A 16,035-nucleotide genomic window follows, 5' to 3' on the forward strand; every position below is an offset into this window, starting at 1 on the left:
CTTGCTACTCCAATATTGAACAACCAATCACTACCGGGTCGTGCTCCACCGCTTCGACGGCTTGTAATGACAGCTGACGTTCGAGCAGCTGCCGGTGGCATTGGCGCCGCCGTCAAGCAGCTTGCCGCTGTACTGCTGCGGGCCGAGCGGCAGGGTGGAATTGAACTTGTAGCGATCCTGCACGTCGATGGTGACCTTGCTCGGGGTGACCGGCAGCACCATGGTATGGGTCGCCGGATTGAGCGAACCGTTGCCGTGGCAGGGGGTGCAGTTGCTCCACCCCTGGGATGGCACCGCCGCTTTCGGCACATGCTTGCCGATCACGTGGGCGCCGCCGCCACCGGGATAATCCTCCGTCTTGGCAGCACCGTAATCGCCGGTAGTCGGAACGAAGCCGACCGGAGCCGGCGGATAGCCGTGGCACGAGTCGCACGCCCCGCCCCCCACCGGCTGGAAGGCAAAGGTCCCCTTGTGACTGTGGCAGGAGAGGCAGTACTTGGTCGGATGACCGTCCGGCGCCTGTCCCGCCTTGTAGTGGGCGGTTTGGGAATGGCAGACCTGGCAGAGGCCGTTGTATGGCGCAGCGGTCTTGACGAAGCCGCTGGAAAGGTTGGTGAAGGCGATGGCCACGCCATTGATGGTAGTCCGGACCATCGCCAGGTTGGTGGTACCGTGGGGATCGTGACACACCTTGCAGAGCATCGTCGACTGCCCCCCCTTGACGGTAACGTGGGAGGCGACATTCTGTTTGGCCGCCGTCGACACCTTGGTCGAATCGTTATGGCACGAGGCGCACTGGGTGTTGTCGTCGGGGAGAAGCAGTCGGGTGGCGTCGCCAAGCACGCCGGAGATGTGGGCGCTGTTCGCATCGTGGCAGCTCTCGCAGGCCCGGCTGGCATTGTAGGCACTTCCCGACTGGCCGTGGCCGCTGAGCGCGAAGCTGGCCTTGTAGGGGGCGGCAACGCCCTTGACCACCGAAGGCACCGCCGCGTGGCAACTGGTGCAGGCGAGACGCGTTGTCGACGTCCAGACCGCTCCCTGGGGATGACAGCCGTTGCAGGCGGCCGGAAGCAGATCGACCACCCCGTTGACGTGCTTGGCGGTCGAATAGTCGTGACAGGTCTGGCAGGCGGTGAGGGTGGTGCCGAGCTGGACGCCGTAAACCGTCGTCAGGTGGCTGGTATGGCGGCCGGTGGCGATGGTCTGGGTAGTGGTGGCGGCGATGGCCGGCGAGGTGGCGTGGCACGAACCGCAGGCACCGGTAGCCGGATTGGTCCAGACGGGGGTGGTATTCGGCGCGCCGGTGCTGCCGGCGACGCCGTTCGAATGGCAACGGCTGGCGCTGCAACTGGCGGTCGTCGCGTTCCAGAGAGTGCCGGCGGCCAGCGGATTGGTACTGCTGAACACCACCGTCTTCTGCCCGTCGGCATGCTTGCTCCGGTCGGCAATGGTCGTATTGTCGCTTACTGTATCGGCATGACAGACGACGCAGCCATACCCCTTGGCAAGGTGGGCGGTATGGGCGTTAGTGGCCGGCTGGGCGGCATGGCAGGCGGAGCAGCCGGTGATCGTCCCGGCGCCGTTGGGCCAGGCCGGAACCGTCTTGGTGGTCAGCACCGGCACCAGGGCGCTGTTCCGCGGCGCGCCGTCACTGTGGCAGTAGACATTGGCGCAGCTGCGGGTCGCGGCGTTATAGGTCGGGGTCGCGCCGGCGGTGGCCGCAATACTCCCGGCGGTCGACTTGAAGACGTCCTGGAAGGTACCGGTATTGTGACTGTTCCCTTTGTGGCACTGGTCGCAGGCGTAGTTGTAATCGCTGCCGCCGCCGGCGTGGCGCCGGTGCGGGGTGGTCGCCTCGCTTACTCCCGCCACGGCATAGCCGGCGGCCATGCCGTCGGGACCGCCGCTGGTGGCGGTGCGGGGCGGATAACCGTGGCAGGTGCTGCAGGCCGCCCCCGAGGCGGAGAAGGACCAGGTCGAGCTGACGTGCATGTGGCAGCCGGAACAGACCGCAGCGGTGCCGGTGGCCAGGGAGTGCTCGGCGGGGTAACTGCTGCCGGTCGGCACCACGTGGCAGGCCTGGCAGATACCGGTGCCGTCCGGATTCTTGTAGACCCGTTTCGCCGCCGCCGTATAGAGCATGAAGACCTGCTTGTTGCGCACGACGCCAAAACTCGACGAAGCATTGATGAAACGGTTGATCAGAAACACGTTCGGCGCGCTGCCGTCGCCGGCATCGACATGGCCGCCGTGGCAGTCGGCACACTGGATGTTCTGTCCTTTGCCGTTATGATAGGTTTTCTTGTGGCAGTTGTTGCAGATCGACAGGGCTGACGAGGTCGCCCCCCGCAGGTCGGTGCGCAGCAGGTACCCCGCCGAGGGCTTCAGGGTGGCATAGCTGGAGTGATTGTCGAAGGTGGCGCTGTTGGAGTCGGTATAGTGAACGCCGTGACAGGTGGAGCAGAGGACGGTTCCGCCGATCAACCGCATGGCCGAGGTCGGGTTGGCAGGATTGCTGTTCAGCGGCACGGCATTGTAGCCGGCCGGATTCCGTTTGACGGCGCTCGAATAGGCAATGTTGACCGGGTGGGTCCCCCGCCCCTGGTCGGTGGTATTGCGTGCCCGGTGGCAGTCGAGGCAAAGCTGGTCACGGTCGTTGGCCAGCCGGAGATAGGGGGGATAGGTATTGTTGTGGGGATCGTGGCAGCGGCTGCAGGCCAGCGTGCCGTCGGTGCTCAGTCCGTTGAGTACCGCATTCTGCGGCGGGGCGGCGCCGGCCCGCGGCACGTTGTCGGAGCCGGTCCAGGCATGGGAGGTCTGATAGGGGGTGCCGAGCCGGAGACCGGTATAGGTGCCGAAGGGGTTGGCCATGTCCGCCGGAGCGAAAGGAAGCGTCCCGCCGCGGGGGACCCCCGGGCGATGGCAGGTGAGGCAGATATTGTTATAGCCGACACTGCCAAGGGTAACGTGTGCCGTATGGCAGGTCGAGCAGGTGAACCCGCTCACCGACGCATGGGGCGGATCGATGGCCAAGGCTGGCGTGGCGAGCGCCAGGCCGAACAGCACCACTGCGACACAACACCGGATCCTGTTGCTCATGAAAGGCTCCTTGGGCAACTACGGTAATGACTGATGGTGAAAAGAGTATAACAGTACATTTTTTGGGAACAATCACCTACCAGGTCGCCACACCGACCACCTTGCGCAGGATCTCCACCGCATCCTGGATGTCGATCTTCCCGTCGGGCTGCACCTTGCCGTTGACCACTGGCGCGACATCGCCGTTGGTGTAATCGTCGGCCGTGGGACTGACCGCCCCGACGGCGATCCGCAATACCTGCAGCACGTCGCTGACCGTCACCTTGCCGTCACCGTTGACATCGCCGGTGGGGACCGGTGCCGCCAGGGTCCTGGCCAGCAGGTTGCCGGCGGCGTCGGCGGCCGTCACCCGGAGGGTGGCGGTGTCATAGGCCAGCCCGGAGAGCGTCAGGCTCCAGCTTCCGCCGGCCGGCGTCAGCACGGCCAGGGTGCCGTTCCGGTCTTCCACGGTCACCGTGGCGTCCGCATCCGCCGTCCCCAGGAGAATGGCGGGCGCCGGCACGGTCTGGCCGGTGAGCAGCAGCCGTGGCGGGGTCCGGTCGGCAACAACGTTGCGGAAGGCGGTCGCTTTCGCCCCGGTGGCATCGGTCGCCGTCACCGCCACCGCGTAAGTTCCTTCACCGGTCAGCGGCAACGAGATGCTGAACGAGCTGCCGCTCTTGGTTACCGGGACGGCACTGCCGTTAACGGTAGCGGCCAGGGTGACGCCATCCTCGGTGGTACCATAGAGCATGGCACTGCCGGCCGACAGGGCCGTATCATCCGGCGGCGTAGCGATCATCACTGCCGGCGCGTTATCATAGTAAACGGTCCGTTTCAGCGTTGCCGTACCACCGCTGCCGGTCGTCGCTGTCACCGCGATGGTATTCAGGCCGGGAGTCAGGGTCACCCGCTGGCTCCAACCGGTATTGCTGATCGTCGCCGGCTGGCCGTTGACGGTAACCGTGGCGCTAGCCGCGGCGCTCCCGGAGAGCTCCACCACCGAGGTCCGGGTCCGGATCACGTCGGCCGGCGCGGTGATCGCCAGGTCGGGCACCTGGGGATCGAAGACAAGGCTCCGGGTATCGGTCGCCGTATTGCCCACCTGGTCGACGGCAGTAACGGAGATAGCTGTCGAGCCGTTGACAAGGATCACCGGCGTGCTGGCAACGCCGTTGACCACCGGCACCGCCACGCCGTTCACCTTCAGCGACTGCAGGTGAGGTTCGTTGACCGCCACGGTGACGTTCTGTACCCGCTCGGCGGTATGGCTGCCGGTGGCCAGCGCGGAAACCGTCAGTTGCGGCGCCCGGGTATCGACGGTCACCGTAACGTTCTCGAAGGCACCGCCGGAGGCGACGGTAAGCTGGTTGCCCCCCTCGGCCAGGCCGGTGACGCTGGCCTGCCAGGTGCTAGCGGTCGGGTAGCTGACGGTGGCTACCGCTCCCGCGGTCGTCGAGGTAACCGTCAGGGTCACGCCACTGCCGCGGGTGCCGGTGATGGTGGTACCGGTCGACCCGATCAGCGCCGGAACCGGATTGATGGTAAAGGTCGTGGCCGGGATCACCAGCGCCACCGTGGCATTGAGCGTCGTCAGGTTGCCGGCGCCGTCGGCGGCGGTAACCGTAATCGCGTTGCTGCCGGCAGCCAGGCCAACCGACGCACTCCAGGCCGTGCCGCTTACCGTAGCGCCGACCGCTATGCCGCCGTTGACCGAAACCTTCACCGTGGCCCCCGCCTCCACCGTCCCGCTCAGGGCCAGATTCGCCGCGGACGTACTGGCCGGCGGCGCATTGAGGGTCAAGGCCGGCGGAGTCGTATCGACCGGCACGTAGCCGGTGCCGATCCCGAACAGCGCCACGCTGCCGGCACCATTGGCCACCACCAGCCGGCTGCCGACGGCGTCGTAAATGGCATCCAGCGGCGCAATCAACTGGCCGGGGCCGGCACCGTACTCGCCGATGTAGCTGAGGAACGTGCCGCTCCCCGTCGGATCGATGACCTGCACGGAACTCTGGAAGGAGTCGGCCACATACATCCGCGACAGTTTTGGTACGGCATCGGTGGTATATTCGAAGGAAACCCCCTGGGGGAGGGTCAGCTTGAGGGGGCCGGAACCAAAGGAAAAAAGGGTCTTCTGATAGACGCCGTTGGTATCGAAAAACTCGACCCGGCCATTCAGGGAATCGACCACGGCCAGTTGTCTGGCCTCTTTTTCGAAGGCGATACCGGTGGGGGTACTGAACTGGCCGAGGCCAATACCGGTGCTGCCGAACCGGCTCAGGTAGTCGCCCGCGGCGGAAAACACCTGAACGCAGTTGTCGACGCTGTCGGTTACGTAGATGCGGCCGGTATCGTCGAGCGCGATGCCGTTAGCCATCTGGAACTGCCCCGCGCCGGCGCCGAGCCGACGCAATTCCTTGCCGGTCTGGTCCAGCAAGGCGACATAGTCCCCCTGCCCCACCAGCAGCGAACCGGCTGACGTGACGACGACCCCCTGCGGTGGACGGGGCGTCGGGATCAGTTGGAGCAGCTTGCCGCTGCCGTTATATTTGAGAATGCCGCCGCGGGGATCGGTGACGAAGAAATTGCCCGTTGCGTCCTCCGCCAGCCGGACCGGTGTCTTCACTCCGTCGACGATCGACGGCAGGACCGTCACTTGCGGCGCGGTCGCCGCGCTGCCGCCGGTGGCCCAGCCGACCATCGCCACAACCGCCATCAGGATCGTCATCACACGGTGCTTCAACTCTCTCATTCCCAACGCCTCCCGCGACCGTTAGGCCGTTGCCCGGAAACTCCGCCGGCCGGCGGAGACAAAAAAAGCCGGGGCCGTTATATCCTCTGGATATTTCGGCATCCCGGCTGTCTCGGAGAGACCCTAGGCTTTCCGCCCCATCCTCGCGGATGGTTTAGTCTTGTCGTGTATCCCTGCAACAAGCTGTTACTTAACCGTTACACTAGTGCAATTAGTACGCCAAACCAGAGCAGCCGGGTAAAGAACAATAAAAAAGCCGGGAGCCATCATATCCGGTGGATATATTCGGCATCCCGGCCATCTCGGAGAGACCCTGGGCTTTCCGCCCCATCCTCGCGGATGGTTTAGTCTTGTCGTGTATCGCTGCTGCACCTATTTGGCTGTAGCATCCTTGATATCATACTGATAACATTTTAGCAACAGCCTTTTCATATTAAGCACAGCTAAGCTATCTGACCGGTTTTGTTACGGAAAACCACTGAATAGCCCGCCATAACGCGGCCATTTCCCCAGCGTAGAAGCTTAGCGACGGGAACCGTGCCGCCGGAACAGTTGACTCATGAACTGGCACGGGAAAGAGCAGGAGATGATCAGGGGATGGGCGCAAGGGGATGCGGCGCGGAATCGCTCCGGCGCCGGTTGAGGCGTTGCAGCAGCGCCTTCACTTCGGCGGGCATTTCTTTGCCCTCCTTGAGCATGGCGCGCATCTGGCCCGCAAGATAGGAGTGATTGACGAGCAAGTCGAGCACGGCGAGCATGAATTCCTGCTTCCATGCCGACAGTTTGTCCAGGTTCCGGAACTTGTGCAGGTAGAACTGCTGGGAGGCCTTGCCGAGTAGCCGCTCCAGCTCCTCGACGGACATCTGCTTCGGCTTGATCACCGGCTCGACCAGGTTGTACTTGCGGTAATCGGCGGTCGCCACATACGGTTCCAGCTCCGGATAGAGTTCGGCGTAGGGCCAGGGGGCGATGGCAAGGAAAAAGGCCATGTCGGGATTGTAGTGCTTGGCCAGCTCGACGGTCCGGGCAATCGACTCCGGCGTATCGTCCGGCATGCCGAGGACGAAGGAGGTTTCGGAGACGATATCGGCCCCGTTGATCAGGTCGATCGCCTGTTTGGACTGCTCGACCAGGGTCTCTTTCCTGAAGAGATCGAGGGTTTCCTGGGAACCGGCCTCGACGCCAACGTAAATGTGCTCCACTCCGGCCAGGCGATACTTGTCCAGCAGATCCGCATCGCGGAGGATATCGTCGACCCGGGTCTCCATCAAAAGCTTCACCCCGACCCGCCGCTCGATCAAAAGATCGAGAATCCTGTTCCACCGCTCGCGGTCAAAGGTGGGAATTTCGTCGGAGAGCATCGCCACTTCAACGCCGTAGGTCGCGTGCAGCAGCTCCAGCTCGGCGACGAAATTCTCGGCGCTGCGGGCCCGCCACGACTGGGACCAGAACAGTTGCTGGGAACAGAAGGAACACTGCTGTTTGCAGCCGCGCGACGACGAGACGATCGCCAGCCGGGCGTCGTGTTTGGCCCGGTAGGTGTAGATCGGCCAGTCGACCAGGTCCCACGCCGTCGGGAGGGCATCGAGATCGTGGATGTACGCTGCACGCGGGGTAACAACCACGCCGCCGCCCCGCCAGAAGGCCAGCCCCTCCACCTTGCGCGGGTCATCGCCGGCGTTGAGGCAGGTGAGCAGCTGCGGCATGGTCACTTCGCCTTCGCCCCGGACGATGTAATCGACGGCGGCATGGTCCGCCCGGAGGATTTCCTCGTAGCAGAAGGTCGCATGGACGTTGCCGAGGACGGTAATGGTGCGCGGAGCGATCTCCTTGGCAAAGGCGAGCAACCTGACTGCGTCGACGATCGAAGCGGTAAAGGCGGTGGTCGCCACCACGTCGGGGCGGAACGCCTCAAGCCGGCGCTTGATGTCGGGCCACTTGTGCCAGAGGGACATGGCATCGTAATAGTCCACCTCGTACCCCGCCGCCCGCAACGCCCCGGCAATATAGACGAAACCGACATTCAGCCATGTGCCGGCCGACTCGACGACGCCGGAATGATACGGAGGGGTAACGAGTGCAACTCGTTTAATGCTCATGCCCGATCCCTTGACACAGCTCACTGGCTGTGTGACTGCCGACAACTATTGTTTCCTGTTTTAATGATACCTTGAAACCACCGCGAATTCCTCCAAATAATTGAGGGCGATCATCGAACAGCCTGCGAGCGCCGTTCGGCACCGGCAGCGCCGAACCTTCGCCGCGCTTCCCCTGTGGCGGGAAGCGCCTGCCGGAAGGTATTTCCCGACCGGCCCCCGCCAACTACCAGTTTTCTCCCGAAACGGAAGTACTGTGGGTACCGCAGTTGGCACCGCAGTTCGCCTTGACGTAGCTCCCAGGCGAAGCAGCCTTGTTGAAGGCGTTGAGGCCACTGAACGAACCGCCGTTGCCGTCCGGTTTGTAGCGCGCCGGCAGGTTCGCCGAATCGCCGTCGGTGATCAATCGGGAAACCTTGCCACCGTGGGGGACCCGAATGTGACAGTAAACACAGGCGCCAACAGCGACGCTCCCCCGATGCTTGGCCCGGATATGGACCGCATTGGTATCGGTGCTCGAGGTCGAATTGAGGGTCGGATGGCAGTTGATGCAGAAGAGACCGGTAGTACTCCCACCAAGGTAGTAAAGTGTCCCCGTAGAAGTGCCGTTGTTGACGGCATCATTGTAGGGCCAGTTCTGGTTCGGGCCTTTGAGCATCCATTTGACCGCCGAGCCGTGGGGCCCCTTGGTGGTCGCCGAGTCCGAAGCATGGCAGTCACTGCAGGTCATGGTCTGGCCGTAGCCGGCGGTCCATTCGCCTCCCAGGTCGAGAGACAGCCCCACCGCCAGCGACTGGCCAACCGGATGCCGCGCCTTGTTGTTCGGGTTGAATTCGAGCATCAGGTCGGTCCAGGCGGCCGCCCCGCTCCCCCCCCAGCTGGTGACGTTGCTATTGGCCTTGGAGTGGCATTTGAAGCAGATCTGGTATTCGGCCGTCGTGGTTGAGACCAGGGTGGCGGTGGAATTGGTCCCCCAGTTGGTCGTCGACCAGCTGACACTGACCCCGGGGACATCCCGCAGCACGTTGGCGAGGGAAGTGCTTCCCTGGGCATGGAGCCCCTTCTTGGCGGCATGGGGATTGTGACAGTCGACGCATTCGACGTGCTTGTTGGCACTGATGTATGCCAGTGTTTCGTCGGCCGGCGACGGCCGGTGAATGCCGGCATAATGGGCGACGTTATGTCCGGTGCCGACCTGCCCCAAATCGGCATACGAGAAGGTGGCGGCTCCCGGCATGGTGAGATTGCTCGGTGCCCCGTTACCAAAGTAATAGGAAGCGGTCCTGGTCACCGAACCGTAGCTGCTCGTCTGCAGCGTCAGGTCGACGACCAGTTTCTCACCGGCGTTGAGGGTCACCGCGCCAAGGGTTACCGCAATCTGGCGAATGGTCCCGGGCGCCGAGGTGGTCGAAAGTTCCGTCGGGTAAGTGGTTCGATCGATCAGGGTGGTGCCGTAGCTGTCCGCCGCGGTCCAGGTGTAAACCTTGTAGCGGACCCGGGCGTTCTGGTAGTTGTGGCTCTCCCGGGCATACAGATTGATGACCCAGGATCCTGCCGGCACGGTCACCGTCGAAGCAACTGCCGGCGAAACGAATTTCACCATTTTCCAATAGACCAGGTCATCGAGCGAGGTATTCTGGCTCTTGGTCTCGTAGCCGGTCGTTGTCGCCCAGGGAGACATGGCCCGGATGATATAGCTGCCGCCGGTGAACGAATCGCCGAAATCGCCGTCGTTGGTCGGCGTATCCGGCTGGGGGGCCGCCGGCGTTTCGGCCGCCGCCGGCTTGAAGAAGAGACGGTTGCTGGTGCTGGTTGCCCCCGCCGGCCGGAAATCCCGGCTGGCGGCAAAGATCCCCTGCGAGGCGGCATCCATCGGCGCCACGCCGTAGAAATCCCGATCGGCCACCGTCTTGGCCGGTCCGCCACCGGGGTCGCTGTCGCTGACGGTGCTGTGACAGCGGTAGCAAATCTGCTCTTCGGCGGTTTCCCCGCCCGCCGCGTCGAGGGAGCCCTGGAGCCGGCGAATCCCGCTGTTGTGATTGCCGAACTGGAAGGTCGAGGTGGCATTGAGAAAGACCGACGTCTCCCCGGAAAGGGCGTTGTGGCATTTTGAGCAATTGCCGTAGACGACACTGCCGTCACTCATGAACCTGGCGGAGACGTTGTACTGGTGACCGGAGCTGGAGTAGTTCGCCAGGGGGATCTGCGGCGTCGTGGTGCCGTTGGGCTCGGTCCGGCGGCGCTTCGTATCCTTGACCTTGGCGCTGTTGTGGCAGCTGATGCAGATTCCGCCGCCGCTCTTCAGAAAATCGGTATTGGTGTAGCCTCCGGCGGTAGTGGGGACGGTACCGATGGCGGTCCGCAGGTTGGCCCCCCGACCGGCGCTATTGCCGTTATTGAGATCGCCGCTGAAGATATCGTGATCGACATGGCACATGGTGCAGCGGCGACTGACGGCATTAGCGCCGACGGAAACGCTGTCGTAATCGCCCGAGGGCGCGGCGGTCGGATAACCGGTCGAGTAGTTGCGCATCGCATGGTGGAAAGTATCGGTCTCCTCCATGTCGATATTGTGGCAGTCGACACACCGGTACGCCGTTCCCCAGGTCACCGAACTCGTGCTCCGGGTTTTCCCCACCCCCACCGGATGGCAGGAAACATTGGCGCAACTGCTGCCGGAGGCGGCATAGGCGTAAGCGACCGTCACCTTGGTGGAGTTCATGGTATTGTCGCCGTCCCGGTAGCTGCTGCTGAACAGGCCAAGGCGGACGGAGGCGACATCGTAGCCCTTGTTGACATGCCTGGCCGTGTCGGCAATGGTGGTACTGTCAGTGGTCGTGGTGGCATGACAATGAAAGCACTGCATGTATGTCCCGCCCAGAGAGCCAGTCCTGGTGTGCTTGTCGTGGGCATTGCCCTTTGGCGCGCCCGCGGCATAGAGCGGCGTCCCCCGGCGGAAATCGGCAGCATAGGTGGTATTGCCGTGGCAGGCGTTGCAGGCCAGCGCGCTTCCCCCCCAGGCTATGGCGGTCGAAGTCGGTACCGCACCGGTCGCCACGGCGGTACCGGCGGAATGACAGTAGATATTGGTGCATTCGCCATAGCCGTCCCCCGGCTTCGGCGTTCCGGAATAGGCGGCCGCAGCGCCGAAATAAGCCGGGATGATGATATCGACCTTCTGGTTGGCATGCTTGGTCGCCGCCCCCGTATGACACTGGGTGGCACATGACGGGTTGAACGCCTCGCCGGTCCAGTTGTGGCAGACCGTACAGCGCACCGCGCCCGAACTGGTTCCCAGCGCATAGGCAAGATGCCTGGCATGGCTGCCGGTGGCAATTTCCGCACCGCTGAAATTGTGCGAGGCGTTGACGTCATGACACGAACCGCAGCCACCCGAGGCAGCGCTCCCCCAGGAGGGAGTCCGGTAGGTCGGCGCGCCGACGCCGCCGTCCGGCTGGCCGTTGCTGTGGCAGTAAACGTTCTGGCAACTGCCGTAGGCGCTTCCCGGCGTTTTCGCGACCGGGGTTGCAGTGCCGGCGTAACGTCCTGCCGCGGCGGTTGTCGAGTTGTTGAAGGCGACATTCACCTGGCCGTTGACGTGGGTCGCGTAACTCTTGACAGTCATGTTGCAGTTAACGGTGGCCGCGTGGCATTTCACGCAGTCGATGTTGTTGATCCCGTAGACGTGGCGGTTGTGGCTGCCGGTGGCCATGACCGCCCCGGAGGCGGCATTGCTCCGGTGGCAGCCAGCGCAGTCGCTACCGAGCGAACCGCCCCAGGTCGCGCTCTTGTTCGGCGCATCGCAGCTGCTCGCCTTGGTGCCGGGACTATGGCAGTACAGGCCGCTACAGGAACCGAAGCTGTTGCCCTGGCTCGGCAGGTAGTCGTTCAGCGGTCCGGAATAACTGCCACTGCCGTCATTGGGGGCCGTCGTAAAGACCACGGCAAGATTGCGGGCCCCGGCACTGCTGGCATGGGCAAAAGGGGCCGCTTCGGCGGAATGGTCGGGGTGACAGCGGCGGCAGGAATCCTGATCCGTGCCATAGTAAAGGGCGTGCTTGCCGCCGGCAGTCGGGTGAGTGCCGGTGGCTGGTGCCATCCCGTGGCAGCGACTGCAATCGCCGGGAGCGGTGAAGGCGGTCGAACCCCAGGTCGGCGTAGCCGCTTCGAAATGGCAGTTGACGCCGGCACAGCTCCCCATCACCGGGAGCGAACGCTGGGAAAAGGCACTCGTCGTATTGTTATAGGTGGTCACCAGCGACGAGCCGTTCATCCGGGAGGAAATCTTGATGCTGCCGTCCCGGTGGGACGGAGTGTAGCCGAGGCAGCCGGGGTGACATTTGGCACAGACCGCCGCCGAAGTGACCGGTGACAGGTGAGTCCGGTGATTGCCGACGAACCCGCCGCTCGAAATATCGCGAAACGCCGCATCCCGGGGTCGATAATCGGGGGGGGAAGCACTGCCATGGCACTGGTAGCACTGGATCGCCGCCCCGGCATCCGCCTCTGCCAGCAGCAGTACCGCCATGGCCCAATAAAGCAGCCTTGGCACAAAACCAAAGGAGAGACGACAAGCCCCCATGGGAAACCTCCTTGAACCCGTCACATGCCCCACACCGGGTGATGCTGCCCCCCGGTCCGCGGCCAGCGGCATGCTGCTGTCAAAAAACGGTCAGCAGTAATTGCAGCGCCCGGACAGCTCACAACCAGTCAACTTATCGAAAGTTTTAACCAGTCTGGCGACACCGCGCGTCAATGAACCGTCACAGATTTTTAGAGCGGCAAGGTTGTCCCGGCTGGAGGAGGCCCGCGGGAAACCGCAGGTGCGGCGAAGAGGTCGGCGATTATGCCGACCGGCCGGACTGGCGACATGGCGAAGAGACAGGGCGCTGCCGGCAGATTCGGCGAAGGGCGTGGCAGGGCCACCGTAACCCCGGATTCCCGGTCGCGAGGCTTGTGCAACGAGGCGGTTACCGCCGGACGCGACAGCCGCTTGGCCTTGAACTGCAGTGCTCGTTGCAGCCCAAGCTGGCAACAGAACACCAGGCCGACTCCGGCAAGGCTCAACGCCAGCAGGGAAACCCCACTCTTTTTACTCAACAATGTCGTACACATAACTAAACAACTCCAGTGCGCTGCGCTATTAAATTAACAGCAAAAAATGGGCCAATTCTAATTTTTACCAAGCAGGAAGTAAGCGCACTTTAACCGACTACGGAAGGAGAATGACAGAAAAGATGGCGACAGGGACAGCTGGAGTGCCTGCAGGCATCCGGCTACCGCAAGGATCGACAGGCGGTATGCCACCTTGCCCGGAAAAGAGGAGAGCAGGAACGGCGGCCCCGGCGGGCCGTCGCGAACTCAATGGAAGAGGCGGGGGTAGACGAAGAGATACCCGGCAGCAAAAGCGGCAAAAAGGATCAGATGTTTGACGAGGAGCATCCGTCGGCGGACCCGCTCGGCGTCGGGCCCGTAATAATTTTCCACATAGGTGAAGGTCCGGCCGGCGCCGGTGGCCAGGATGACCACCATCGCCACGATACTCACCCAGAAGAAAACATGCTCCAGGTGATTGAGCACCGCCACCACTTCAGCCGGTTTCCCGAGATGCTGCCGATGGATGAACACAATGGCGGCAATGGCGGCCAGCCAGATGCCGGCGGCAAAGTCATGCATGAAGCCATTGAGAATGACGGCGGTTTTCTTCAGATTCATCGACGCTTCCCCTCCGTACCGGAAGTGTGCTCCGGCACGGCTAGTTGAAATATTCCGAATGGATCGACGAATTGAGCAGCGGGGTGAAATAGAGCGAGACCACCGACAGCAGGAAGCAGATCAGGTAGAAGTAAGCGGCCCGCGCCCCTTTCCAGCCGAAAAAGCGGCGCAGATGGAGGTACAGGCCGAAGGCGCCCCAGGTAATCAGCGACCAGGTTTCGATCGGATCCCACCCCCAGAACCGGCCCCACGACTGGTAGGCCCAGATGCTCCCCGCCAGCATGGCAATCGACCAGAAGGTGAAGCTGAAGCCGGCAAACCGGAACGCGAGCAGATCCATCGTTTCCGGGTCGGGAAGCCGCGTGAGCCAGCGACCGCCACCGCGCTCCCGAAGGAGGAAGAAGACCGAGAAGGCCAGCGCCACCAAGAGCGTGCAGACCGAGATCTTGTAGAAGGTAACGTGAAGGACCAGCCAGACGCTGCGGAGGGTCGGCGGCAGCATCCTGGCCTGCGGGGCAAAAAAGAGGCCGACAGCGATCATCAGGAAGGTGGCGGGATAGACAAGCAGACTGGCGACGGCGATCCGCGGCAGGAAGTGCCGGAAAACGAGAAAAAGAGCCAGCGCCAGCCAGGCCTGGGAGGAGAGGACCTCGAACCGGCCGATGTAGGGACCATGGCCGACGATCCGCCACCAGAAGAGCAGGCCGGCGCCGTGGATCGCCAGCCCCCCCAGCACCAGCCCGAAGCCGATCCTGATCGCCCGTTCCTTGCGGAAAAGAATCCCGGCCGTATTGCAGCCGGTGGCCAGGGCATAGATGGCCACGGCACTCCAGTGGATGATGGTGACCGTTACGAATGAATCGGGCATCGGCGACGGCTCCTTGCCGTATCCCGGTCAACGGGGATACCTGGTGGTTTACTGCCGGTGGTTTGCTGCCGGTGGTTCCGGCGGGGCGGCCGCAGCATCACCGGACGCCTCTCCGGCCGGGCAAACGGGGTTCCCTCCCGTGGCAGCGGCGGCACTGCCGGCGGCCTGGGCGAGCACCGCGGCGAACTCGTCGCGGTACATGGCGGCAAAGCGGCCGGCCCGCCAGCAGAGCCGACAGCCGGCACCGTCCCGCCGGAGCAGGATCTCCCGCGGCGGGAACCAGTAACTGAGCCCGCCACCCAGGCAAATGATGAAGAACCCGAAAAAGATCCCCGCCATCCCCCGCGAGCGGATGAAAATGATCCCCCCCCAGCGGGCCGTTCTCGTGAGCGAGACCGCATAGGGGCCGAGACGCCCCGTCCCGCCGACGGTCAGGGGCAGTTCGCTAACCACCCGCGCGCCGTCGACCAGCCGCAGCACCAGCAGGGGCTGGTCGCTCTCCGGTCCCCGCCGCGCCGCATCGGCATAATATTTCGCCTTCAGCCGGAACGGCGCCCAGCCGAGGAGAAAGGTGCCGTAGGACGCCTGCGCCCGGTTGGCCGGCTGATCGAGCTGCAGGATCTCACCGTGCCATTCGCCGCGGGCATCGCGAAACTCCACGTAAAACGCCCGGCCATAGCTTTTCCCCTGGAAGAGGCGCACGCCCCGGAACCAGGCCGGGCGGTTGATCCCCATCGAGACGGCCGTGACACCACCCTGGCCGATGAAGGAGAAGTCGGTGGTCAGCTGCCGGAGATCGTCATTGGGCCAATACGCGGCCGCGACCCGGTCGAGGCGGACCGCGGCGGGAAGGAGCAGCGTGCCGGCGAGCAGGCCGCGCTCCTCCTGGTACCAGGGAGCGCCGGGCGGCGCCGTCTCTCCCTCGACGAGATGAAGCACGCCACGCTGCTCGAAGAGGAGGATGACCAGGGCGGCGCCGATCGAGACGGCGATTCCCAGGTGGAGGAGAAACGGTCCCCAGTAGCCGCCGGGATGCTTGACGAAACGACTCCCGCCGGCAACGGTGCCGAGCCGCCGAAACCCCTTTGCGCGAAGGATGGCGGCCACCGCCTCTTCCCCCCGGGCAACGAAAACGGGATCGCCGGCAACGTCCCCCTTGAGGGTCTTTTGCAGTGCCCGCTGGAACTGCTCGACGGTGGAAACGGCCAGTACCGCCAGAAAACAGCCGAGCAGCAGGGCAAACCAGGGCGAGGTATAGACGTGATCGAGGGCGCCGAGCCGGGACAGTGCTGCCAGCTGCGGATGGGCGAGTTGCCACCGCGCCAGCTCGGCCGGGGTGACCAGGAATCGCTGGGGAAACAGATAGCCGACGACCACCGCGCCAAGCATCAGTGCAATCAGGGTCAGGACGGTGGTGCGCGAGAGGAGGAAACGCTTCAGCACATGCATGGGAACCCGGAATCCAAGGAGATACGCCTGCTGTTATGCGCCGTCTCCCGTTATAGGTGATCGTTCCGGATATT

The 16,035-nt window shown here is 63.7% G+C and carries 8 protein-coding genes and 2 riboswitches; all 8 genes read right to left on the bottom strand.

The features are described from left to right. Window positions 1-30: 30 nt before the first annotated feature. The 8 genes from QMN23_RS16385 to QMN23_RS16420 all read right to left on the bottom strand — a co-directional run bounded on the left by QMN23_RS16385 (window position 31) and on the right by QMN23_RS16420 (window position 15,961). Window positions 31-3,099: a cytochrome c3 family protein gene (locus QMN23_RS16385; protein WP_282000400.1), complete on the bottom strand. Its 3,069-nt coding sequence runs from the start codon at window positions 3,097-3,099 to the stop codon at window positions 31-33. Window positions 3,100-3,175: 76 nt separating this feature from the next. Further along, window positions 3,176-5,833, bottom strand: a complete 2,658-nt coding sequence (locus QMN23_RS16390) for a 6-bladed beta-propeller (RefSeq protein ID WP_282000401.1) — start codon at window positions 5,831-5,833, stop codon at window positions 3,176-3,178. A 94-nt stretch (window positions 5,834-5,927) separates the two neighbouring features. Further along, window positions 5,928-6,002, bottom strand: a riboswitch (cyclic di-GMP riboswitch). A gap of 115 nt (window positions 6,003-6,117) precedes the next feature. Continuing rightward, a riboswitch (cyclic di-GMP riboswitch) is annotated at window positions 6,118-6,192 on the bottom strand. A gap of 231 nt (window positions 6,193-6,423) precedes the next feature. Next, the gene (locus QMN23_RS16395; protein WP_282000402.1) at window positions 6,424-7,932 is read right to left on the bottom strand and encodes a B12-binding domain-containing radical SAM protein; all 1,509 of its coding nucleotides are present in this window, start codon (window positions 7,930-7,932) and stop codon (window positions 6,424-6,426) included. Between the two features lie 223 nt (window positions 7,933-8,155). After that, window positions 8,156-12,511 carry a CxxxxCH/CxxCH domain c-type cytochrome gene (locus QMN23_RS16400; RefSeq protein WP_282000403.1) on the bottom strand — a complete coding sequence of 1,452 codons (4,356 nt, stop codon included), beginning with the start codon at window positions 12,509-12,511 and terminating at the stop codon, window positions 8,156-8,158. A 191-nt stretch (window positions 12,512-12,702) separates the two neighbouring features. Further along, a complete protein-coding gene (locus QMN23_RS16405) occupies window positions 12,703-13,044 on the bottom strand; it encodes a hypothetical protein (RefSeq protein WP_282000404.1) in 342 nt (113 codons plus the stop codon). A gap of 246 nt (window positions 13,045-13,290) precedes the next feature. Then, window positions 13,291-13,644 (bottom strand): hypothetical protein, encoded by a 354-nt coding sequence (locus QMN23_RS16410; protein ID WP_282000405.1) that lies wholly within the window; start codon window positions 13,642-13,644, stop codon window positions 13,291-13,293. 40 nt (window positions 13,645-13,684) lie between these two features. Next, window positions 13,685-14,512: a cytochrome c biogenesis protein gene (locus tag QMN23_RS16415; protein WP_282000406.1), complete on the bottom strand. Its 828-nt coding sequence runs from the start codon at window positions 14,510-14,512 to the stop codon at window positions 13,685-13,687. A gap of 48 nt (window positions 14,513-14,560) precedes the next feature. Next, on the bottom strand, window positions 14,561-15,961 hold the full coding sequence (locus tag QMN23_RS16420; RefSeq protein WP_282000407.1) for a cytochrome c biogenesis protein ResB: 1,401 nt from the start codon (window positions 15,959-15,961) through the stop codon (window positions 14,561-14,563). Window positions 15,962-16,035 lie beyond the last annotated feature (74 nt).

The sequence above is a fragment of the Geotalea uraniireducens genome (genome assembly GCF_027943965.1).
In the GTDB taxonomy this organism is placed as follows: domain Bacteria; phylum Desulfobacterota; class Desulfuromonadia; order Geobacterales; family Geobacteraceae; genus Geobacter; species Geobacter uraniireducens.

Excerpts from the sequence above, each read along its gene's own strand:
- QMN23_RS16390 (WP_282000401.1), bottom strand. The coding sequence starts at position 5,833 with ATGAGAGAGTTGAAGCACCGTGTGATGACGATCCTGATGGCGGTTGTG.
- QMN23_RS16400 (WP_282000403.1), bottom strand. The coding sequence starts at position 12,511 with ATGGGGGCTTGTCGTCTCTCCTTTGGTTTTGTGCCAAGGCTGCTTTAT.
- QMN23_RS16405 (WP_282000404.1), bottom strand. The coding sequence starts at position 13,044 with ATGTGTACGACATTGTTGAGTAAAAAGAGTGGGGTTTCCCTGCTGGCG.
- QMN23_RS16385 (WP_282000400.1), bottom strand. The coding sequence starts at position 3,099 with ATGAGCAACAGGATCCGGTGTTGTGTCGCAGTGGTGCTGTTCGGCCTG.
- QMN23_RS16420 (WP_282000407.1), bottom strand. The coding sequence starts at position 15,961 with ATGCATGTGCTGAAGCGTTTCCTCCTCTCGCGCACCACCGTCCTGACC.
- QMN23_RS16415 (WP_282000406.1), bottom strand. The coding sequence starts at position 14,512 with ATGCCCGATTCATTCGTAACGGTCACCATCATCCACTGGAGTGCCGTG.
- QMN23_RS16395 (WP_282000402.1), bottom strand. The coding sequence starts at position 7,932 with ATGAGCATTAAACGAGTTGCACTCGTTACCCCTCCGTATCATTCCGGC.
- QMN23_RS16410 (WP_282000405.1), bottom strand. The coding sequence starts at position 13,644 with ATGAATCTGAAGAAAACCGCCGTCATTCTCAATGGCTTCATGCATGAC.